Origin of the sequence: Agrobacterium leguminum, from assembly GCF_005144435.2 — a bacterium.
GTDB classification, from domain to species: Bacteria; Pseudomonadota; Alphaproteobacteria; order Rhizobiales; family Rhizobiaceae; genus Agrobacterium; species Agrobacterium leguminum.
The window spans coordinates 3,026,800-3,034,963 of record NZ_CP120211.1 but is presented as its reverse complement, the minus strand read 5'-3'; the positions used below and the strand labels follow the sequence as shown (position 1 = coordinate 3,034,963).

Genomic DNA, 8,164 nt, shown 5'->3' with positions numbered 1-8,164 from the left:
ATTGCCGCCTTTCAAATTGCCAATCATAGCCTGACGATCAAAGATCGATCGCCAGAGATCCCCCTCGTATATTTTTGCCTCCAGCGTTCCCCTCGAAAGAACGTCAAAGGCGACTACTCGTTTGCGAGCCGGTTATCCCATTTCCCTCCCCCTCATGGAGAGGCCTGCGACACGCTAAAACGCTCCTTTCGTTACAACCTTAAGGCGCATTCTTGAGGACAAAAAACTCCCGCCCGTTCCGGAGACCGAAACGGCACAAAAAGCTCCATGACCTGAAAAAACGGACCCCGAAAGACCCGCCAGCAAGAAGGTGAATATCGTCGATACGATCATCGAGATAATCTGTGGACTGAGATCCGCACCCCTTGTTGAAATGCATTTAGGCAGGATCGTGGGGAGAGATCAATGGCGTTTTTTCTGCAAAAACTCAGATCGGCCATTGACTCGCAAAGACCGTTTTGCATCACCGACAAGGTGCGAAGCAGAATCGCTTATGAATCAATGAGATTCAATTTTGGCAATTTTTGAGAGCTGATTTTGGCAAAAAAATAAAAATCTTCTTGACTCAAAACTAGCCGCGACTTCCGTAGAGAAAGCCCCCGAGTTTTCCAGAGACCTCCAGTAAACCATTGTTTTTATTACAAATTTCCTGTCGTCCATCTGACATGCGTTTGTCACGTTACGGCAGCAATGGTTAACGGGCAGTTAGAATCACAAAAAGCCCGGTCAAAAGACCAGGCTTTTTGAATAATTATTTGTGATTAGCCGGATTAGGCGGAAAGAGCCTTAACGCGCTGTGCGAGACGCGACACCTTGCGGGATGCGGTGTTGCCGTGCAGAACGCCACGGGTGGCGGCGCGCTGGATCTCGGGCTGAGCTGCCTTCAGAGCTTCGGTGGCGACTGCGAGATCACCGGAAGCGATGGCTTCCTCGACCTTGCGGATGAAGCCGCGAACGCGCGAACGGCGAGCCTTGTTGACTGCGGTACGGCGAGCGATCTTGCGGGTCGCCTTTTTCGCCGAAGTTGTATTGGCCATGTATGCCTCTCTTCGAATTCAAACCAAATTCCGCAACCATAGGATCGGGTCGTTCGAAGACCTCACGTAACCCAAGAATGCGGGAGTAATTTCGGACAAGCCGGATGGCTTTCCTTAACCGTGGGCGGGCATATACCGCTAAAGCTTACGCCCGTCAACGCGCAAAACGCTTAAAAGCGCCGATATTCCGAATCCTTAGCGATTCCGGAAAGCGGGTTTGCGCTTTTCCACGAAGGCGGCCATGCCCTCCTTCTGATCCACTGTCGCAAAGAGCGACTGGAAGGATCGTCTTTCATATCTCAGTCCCTCCGCAAGCGGCACCTCGAAGGAGCGATTGACGCTTTCCTTGGCCATGAGAACGGAAGCACGCGACAGGGAAGCGATGCGGGTTGCCGCCTCCACCGCCTCGTCCATGAGATTTGCAGCCGGCACGACACGCGACACGAGACCGGCCCGCTCAGCCTCCTCCGCATCCATCATGCGCCCGGTCAGAACCATATCCATGGCCTTCGCCTTGCCAACTGCCCGTGTCAGCCGCTGCGAGCCGCCCATGCCCGGAATGACACCGAGGGTGATTTCCGGCTGGCCGAATTTTGCCGTGTCCGAAGCGATGATGAAATCGCACATCATCGCCAATTCGCAGCCACCGCCCAGCGCAAAGCCGGATACGGCGGCGATGACCGGCTTGCGGGTGGCCGCAACCTCGTCCCAGCCGCCGAGAAAATCGCCGACATAGGCATCGACGAAATCCAGCCCCTGCATTTCCTTGATATCGGCGCCTGCCGCAAATGCCTTTTCCGAACCGGTAATAATGATCGCACCGATGGAATCATCGGCGGAAAACGAAGACAGAATGTGCCGCAGCTCTTTCAGAAGCACCGAATTGAGAGCGTTGAGCGCCTTGGGGCGGTTGAGGGTGATGACACCCACCTCATCGCGTTTCTCGACCAGTATCGTTTCATAGTCCACGGCAATCTCCCCTTCCGGCACTCCGGCTCCGTTACTTCTGGCAGGCGGCGCAATAAAAGGTCGAACGACCGGCCTGCACCACCCTTTCAACCGTACCCCCGCAGCCGGGTGTCCGGCAAGGCTGGCCTTCCTGATCGTAGACCGAAAAGGAATGCTGGAAATAACCGAGCGTTCCGTCCGTCTGTATATGGTCTCGCAATGAGGAACCGCCAGCGGCGATGGCGTCGGCGATCACGTCGCGGATTTTCTCCGTCAGATCGACGAGCTGTGCTTTGGGCTTGCCACCTTTCGTCACCAGCGTTCCCGCCGCCCGCAAAGGCGAAAGATGCGCACGCCATAGCGCCTCGCAGACATAGATATTGCCGAGGCCGGCAATAACCTTCTGGTCCAGCAGCGTGCTTTTCAGGGGCTGGCTTTTACCTTCAAACCGGCTCGCCAGATAATCCGCGCTCAGTGCATTGCCTGTCGGCTCCGGGCCAAGCTCGGCAAAGGCAGGATAAAGGTCGAGCTTGTTGCGCTCCACCAGATGCATGAAGCCGAAGCGGCGCGGATCATTATAAATGACGCAGACGCGCTCTTCCCCTTTATCCAGATAAAAGACGACATGGTCATGCTTGCCGTCTTTGGAACGGGCATGGTGAAACGTACCTGGCGCATTGCCAATCTCATCTGCCTCCGCCTCGATGCGGAACGAGCCGGACATACCGAGGTGGGAAACGATGGTCAGCCCGTCCTCCAGTTCGATCAGAAGATATTTCGCCCTGCGCCCGAGCGACAGGATTTTCTTGCCTTCGATAAGCGCTGCAAAATCCTGCGGGAATGGAAAGCGCAAATCGGGGCGGCCGAGATGGAGCCTGCGGACCCTTGCGCCTTCCATGGCGGGCGCAAGGCCGCGTCTGACGGTTTCGACTTCTGGCAATTCTGGCATCTGGCTTATCCGACAGTTTATCGTTAGGACCATGTGGTCTATACAGTGCACGCGAAATGTCGCGCCCAGGCGATGCGGCAACAGATAGCGTTGCCATGGCGTTTCCGCTATGGTCCGCCACGCAATAAATATGGAGACAGACGATGACCGACGCCCGTACCACTGCCCAAGGCGGCATGGAAACGTCCTATGGCTTCCACAAGGTGGACGAAGGCAAAAAGCAGGGGCTGGTCAACGAGGTCTTCCACAAGGTGGCCAAACGCTACGACATCATGAACGATGTGATGTCGGCCGGCCTGCACCGGCTGTGGAAAGACGCCATGGTCTCTTCACTTTCGCCACGCAAGGACGCGACCTACAAGGTTCTGGACGTTGCGGGCGGCACCGGCGATATCGCCTTCCGTATCATCGATGCCTCCAACCGTCTGGCGCATGCCACCGTTCTCGACATCAACGGCTCAATGCTGGCCGTCGGCGAAGAACGCGCGGCAAAAAAGAAACTTTCCGACAATCTGACCTTCGTGGAGGCCAATGCCGAGGAGCTGCCTTTCGAGGCAAACAGTTTCGACGCCTATACGGTCGCGTTCGGCATCCGCAATGTGCCGCGCATCGATGTCGCGCTGAAAGAGGCCCATCGCGTGCTGAAGCGCGGCGGGCGGCTGCTGGTGCTGGAGTTTTCCGAAGTAGAAATGCCATTGCTTGACCGCGTTTATGACGCCTGGTCGTTCAACGCCATTCCGCAATTCGGCAAGATGATCACGGGTGACGCCGAGCCCTATCAATATCTGGTCGAATCGATCCGCAAATTCCCCAATCAGGAGGATTTCGCGACGATGATCCGCACCGCCGGCTTCTCCCGCGTCACCTATACCAATTACACCGGCGGCATCGCCGCCCTGCATTCCGGCTGGAAGCTTTAAGACCATGGCCGGCAGACGCAGGAGACAAGCATAAGCATGAGTACTTTGGGCGCATATTTCCGCCTCGCAAGGGTTGGCTGGGTTCTCGTGCGCGAAGGCGTCGTGCTGGCCCTGCCTTCCGATGACCTACCTGCTCCCGCCCAATTGTTGAAAGCGCTGCTGAAGCCGTTCGCCCGCAGCAAGGCGAAAAGGGCGCAGCGCAGCGACCGTCTGGCGGTGGCTGTGGAGCGGCTTGGTCCTTCCTATGTGAAGATGGGTCAGTTTCTCGCCACCCGGCCGGATGTGGTGGGCGCCGACTTCGCCGACGATCTCGCGAGCCTTCAGGACCGCATGGCCTTTTTCCCGGCGGCTGCGGCGAAAGCGAATATCGAAGGCTCGCTCGGCCGTTCGGTGTCCGATCTCTACAGGGAATTCGGCGATCCTATCGCCGCCGCCTCCATTGCCCAGGTTCATCCGGCAATGGTGGATACGCCGAAGGGGCCGCGCAAGGTGGCCGTCAAGGTCATCCGCCCCGGCGTGCGCCAGCGTTTCCAGAACGATCTCGAGGCGATGTATCTGATCGCCGATCTGCAGCAGCGTTTCGTCCGCTCCGCCCGTCGCCTGCGCCCCGTCGAGGTGACACGCACGCTGGAGCAGACCACCAAGATCGAGATGGATCTGCGGCTCGAGGCCGCCGCCCTTTCCGAACTTGCGGAAAACACCAAGGACGATCCCGGATTCCGAGTTCCCGAGGTCGACTGGGAACGCACCGGGCGCGATGTCGTCACCATGGAGTGGATCGACGGCGTCAAGATGTCGGATATCGAAGGGTTGAAGGCCGCCGGCCACGACCTGAACAAACTCGCCGACACGCTGATCCAGTCCTTCCTGCGGCACACGCTGCGCGATGGCTTCTTCCATGCCGACATGCATCCCGGCAATCTCTTCGTCGATGCTGAGGGCGAGATCGTCGCCGTCGACATGGGCATTGCCGGACGTCTCGGCAAAAAGGAACGCCGCTTCCTTGCCGAGATCCTCTACGGCTTCATTACCCGCGATTACATGCGGGTGGCGGAAGTGCATTTCGAGGCCGGTTACGTGCCGGGCCATCACGATATAGCGAGCTTCGCCCAGGCGATCCGCGCCATTGGCGAGCCGATCCACGGCCAGCCGGCCGAAACGATCTCCATGGGCAAGCTTTTGACGCTGCTGTTCGAAGTGACCGAGCTTTTCGACATGGAAACGCGGCCGGAACTGGTGATGCTGCAAAAGACCATGGTGGTGGTGGAAGGCGTGTCGCGCATGCTCAATCCGCGCTTCAACATGTGGAAGGCGGCAGACCCGGTCGTCGGCGGCTGGATCAGGGACAATCTCGGCCCGAAACGCATCGTCACCGATCTGAAGGACGGCGTGAAGGCGGCCCTCAAGCTTGCCGAGGCAGCGCCGGAGATCGCCGCCAAGACGGAGAAGCTGCATTCCGAATTGATGTATATGAGCGAGAACGGCCTGCGTTTCGACGCGCAGACGGCGGAAGCCATCGGCAAGGCGGAAGCGCGCCACACCAAATGGGGACGGGCGGCACTCTGGGTCATAGCGCTGACGCTTCTTTACATCGCAATCAGGATAAGCTGAGCATCTCGGCACCGGTGAGTGCCATGTTTGTGTAATGCATTGGAGCGATAAGGGCCTGATCTCTAGTCGAGACAGGTGATCGATGCGGGGTAAGGGCTGCTTTGATGCCTGCGCGGAATTGCGCCGGCGGTATAGACGGACGATGCCGGACGGGATTTGATTTTGATGGCAAAAGCGCAAGTACTGAAAGAGGCCCTTTCCTATTCTTCGTGGCCGCTAGTGTTCGTCGGCGGCCTCGTGGGGTCCTATTTCGCTTTCACGAGCAGCCATCCGATCGCGGCCTTTTTGACCGTTTATGCGGGCGCGGTTTTGAGCCTGTTTCTTCTCGAACGCTATATTCCCTACGAAATCCAATGGCTTGAGGGTGATGGCGAGACCGTTAACAGCATCGGCCATACGCTTTTGACGAAAGGGCTCGTCCAGCTCGCAGCCGCCGCAGCGGCAATCTTCCCGATGGTGACCGCCAATGTGCTGCAGCCGCTCGCCGCCATGCGTTTCGACCTGTGGCCGTCTCATCTGCCGATGATCGTTCAGGTCGCCCTTGCGGTGACGATTGCCGAATTCGGCCTCTACTGGTCCCACCGTATTGCACATGAAACCGTATTCTTCTGGCGTTTCCATGCGCTGCATCACAGCGTCGTGCGGCTCTGGGTCGTCAATACGGGACGGTTCCATGTGGCCGATTCCCTGTTCAAGATCGCTCTCAGCCAGATTCCGCTCTATTTCATGGGTGCGCCGCTACAGGTTTTCTGGTGGCTCGGTGCCGTTACCGCATTCATCGGTATTTTGACCCATTGCAACGTCGATATGAAAACGGGGCCGCTCGATTACGTGTTCAGCACCCCGCGCCTGCACCGCTGGCACCATTCAAAACAGCTTCCGGAAGGAAACACCAATTACGGCGAGAATCTCGTCTTCTTCGATCTGATCTTCGGCTCCTACCATAACCCCGATCGGCCCTCTTCCACCGATATCGGCATCAAGGGCAAGATTGCGAAAGGATTCCTGCCGCAGCTCCTGCAGCCCTTCACCAAGGAAGGCGTCCGCCAGATCATCGGCAAGGACACCAAGCTCGACTGAACCGAAAAACTACAGGGCACGCGCAGTATCGATCACGATACCGAGTTCGCCCCGCAGTTTTTTGGTCAGACCGGCTGCGACAAGTTCATAGGAGCGGCGCACATAATGCTCCAGTTCTTCCTGTTCGAGCGGGGAATGATCGCCAATCGATATCCATTTGCGTTTGGCGAAATAGGGCGCCTGCCCTATGCCTTCCAGCGAGGTCAGTATTTCGAAGCTCTCTTCCGAGCATTTCACGACCAGCCGCCAGTCCTCCCGCTCGCCAAGCACGGCAAAGACCTTGTCGCCCACCTTGGCGACATGGGAATCCCATTGGTCGACAAAACGCACGCCCGGCCATTTGCCGAGCACCCTGTCGAAAGTCTTGCGATCGAACAGGCTCATGCGAGTTTCTCCGCGATCAGGGCCACCAGACGTTTTGCAACCTCGGCCTTGCCGAGATCCGGCCAAACGTCGACGCCATCTGCGGAAATGATCTTCACGCTGTTGCGATCCCCGCCCATGATGCCGGTTTCCGCCGAAACATCATTCGCGACGATATAGTCCGCCCCTTTGCGCTCCAGCTTCGCCCGGCCGTTCTTCTCGACATCCTGCGTTTCGGCGGCGAAGCCCACCACAATCTTCGGGCGCTTTTCATGGTGGCCGACGGTTTTGAGAATATCGGGATTTTCCGTCAGCTGCAGCGCCGGCGGCGCATCGCCCGGCTGCTTCTTGATCTTCTGCTCCGACGAGCCCGTCACCCGCCAGTCGGCGACGGCGGCGACCATGACGGCGATATCCGCCGGCAGTCTCGATATCACCGCATCGCGCATCTCCTCGGCGCGCTCGACATGGATCGTCGTGACCCCGGCAGGATCGGCGATGGTGACAGGCCCTGAGACCAGCGTGACCTCTGCCCCCAGCCCAGCCAGAGCCGCCGCAATGGCATGGCCCTGCTTGCCGGAGGAGCGATTGGCGATGTAACGCACCGGGTCAATCGGTTCATGCGTGGGACCGGAGGTCACGATGGCCGTTCTGCCCTTCAGGGGCTTTGGCCCCTCATCCAGCAGTGCCGCGACGGCTTCGACGATCTGCAATGGCTCGGCCATGCGGCCAAAACCAGCCTCGCCCTTCTCTGCCATCTCGCCGGCCATGGGTCCGATGAAAAACACGCCGTCTTTTTTCAGCGTTTCGACATTACGCAGCGTGGGCTTCGCCGCCCACATTTTCGGGTTCATCGCCGGTGCCACCAGCACCTTTCGATCCGTCGCGAGAAGGACTGTGGAGGCAAGATCGTCTGCCAGACCATGTACCATCTTCGCCATCAGATCGGCGGTGGCGGGCGCCACAAGCACGAGGTCGCAGTCACGCGCCAGCCTGATATGGCCGACATCCTGTTCATCCTGCCGGGAAAAGAGATCGGTGAAGACATGGGTGGCGGAAAGTGCACCAACGGCAAGCGGCGTGACGAATTCCTGGGCGCCCTTCGTCATCACCGGCGTCACCTTAGCGCCGCGCTCCTTCAGGCGGCGGATGAGATCGAGACTCTTATAGGCCGCTATGCCACCGGAGATGATGAGGAGAATATGTTTGCCTGAAAGCGTCATGATGCCGGACCAGTTTCCCGTTTCAGGGGAAAC

At 58.4% G+C, this 8,164-nt stretch carries 8 protein-coding genes; 3 read left to right on the top strand and 5 right to left on the bottom strand.

Annotated features, from left to right (window positions below; translation table 11 throughout):
- Window positions 1-770: 770 nt before the first annotated feature.
- From rpsT to mutM, 3 genes are all read right to left on the bottom strand, one after another.
- Window positions 771-1,037: a 30S ribosomal protein S20 gene (gene rpsT, locus CFBP4996_RS14535; protein WP_003493474.1), complete on the bottom strand. Its 267-nt coding sequence runs from the start codon at window positions 1,035-1,037 to the stop codon at window positions 771-773.
- Between the two features lie 195 nt (window positions 1,038-1,232).
- Window positions 1,233-2,006, bottom strand: coding sequence for an enoyl-CoA hydratase (locus tag CFBP4996_RS14530; protein ID WP_080852758.1), 774 nt, complete (start codon window positions 2,004-2,006; stop codon window positions 1,233-1,235).
- 31 nt (window positions 2,007-2,037) lie between these two features.
- Window positions 2,038-2,934 (bottom strand): bifunctional DNA-formamidopyrimidine glycosylase/DNA-(apurinic or apyrimidinic site) lyase, encoded by an 897-nt coding sequence (mutM, locus tag CFBP4996_RS14525; RefSeq protein ID WP_080852759.1) that lies wholly within the window; start codon window positions 2,932-2,934, stop codon window positions 2,038-2,040.
- Window positions 2,935-3,077: 143 nt separating this feature from the next.
- Here mutM and ubiE point away from each other — a divergent pair, with 143 nt between their 5' ends.
- The 3 genes from ubiE (at window position 3,078) to olsE (ending at window position 6,545) form a co-directional block, all read left to right on the top strand.
- A complete protein-coding gene (ubiE, locus tag CFBP4996_RS14520) occupies window positions 3,078-3,854 on the top strand; it encodes a bifunctional demethylmenaquinone methyltransferase/2-methoxy-6-polyprenyl-1,4-benzoquinol methylase UbiE (RefSeq protein WP_080852760.1) in 777 nt (258 codons plus the stop codon).
- Between the two features lie 36 nt (window positions 3,855-3,890).
- A complete protein-coding gene (ubiB, locus tag CFBP4996_RS14515) occupies window positions 3,891-5,465 on the top strand; it encodes a 2-polyprenylphenol 6-hydroxylase (protein WP_003520095.1) in 1,575 nt (524 codons plus the stop codon).
- A 165-nt stretch (window positions 5,466-5,630) separates the two neighbouring features.
- Window positions 5,631-6,545: an ornithine lipid hydroxylase OlsE gene (olsE, locus tag CFBP4996_RS14510; protein WP_065654590.1), complete on the top strand. Its 915-nt coding sequence runs from the start codon at window positions 5,631-5,633 to the stop codon at window positions 6,543-6,545.
- A gap of 9 nt (window positions 6,546-6,554) precedes the next feature.
- Here olsE and CFBP4996_RS14505 read toward each other — a convergent pair whose 3' ends face one another.
- Together CFBP4996_RS14505 and coaBC are read right to left on the bottom strand one after the other, a co-directional pair.
- On the bottom strand, window positions 6,555-6,929 hold the full coding sequence (locus tag CFBP4996_RS14505) for an MmcQ/YjbR family DNA-binding protein (RefSeq protein WP_078051349.1): 375 nt from the start codon (window positions 6,927-6,929) through the stop codon (window positions 6,555-6,557).
- Window positions 6,926-8,131, bottom strand: coding sequence for a bifunctional phosphopantothenoylcysteine decarboxylase/phosphopantothenate--cysteine ligase CoaBC (gene coaBC / locus CFBP4996_RS14500; RefSeq protein WP_080852761.1), 1,206 nt, complete (start codon window positions 8,129-8,131; stop codon window positions 6,926-6,928). Before coaBC ends, CFBP4996_RS14505 begins: the two co-directional genes overlap by 4 nt.
- Between the last annotated feature and the right edge of the window lie 33 nt (window positions 8,132-8,164).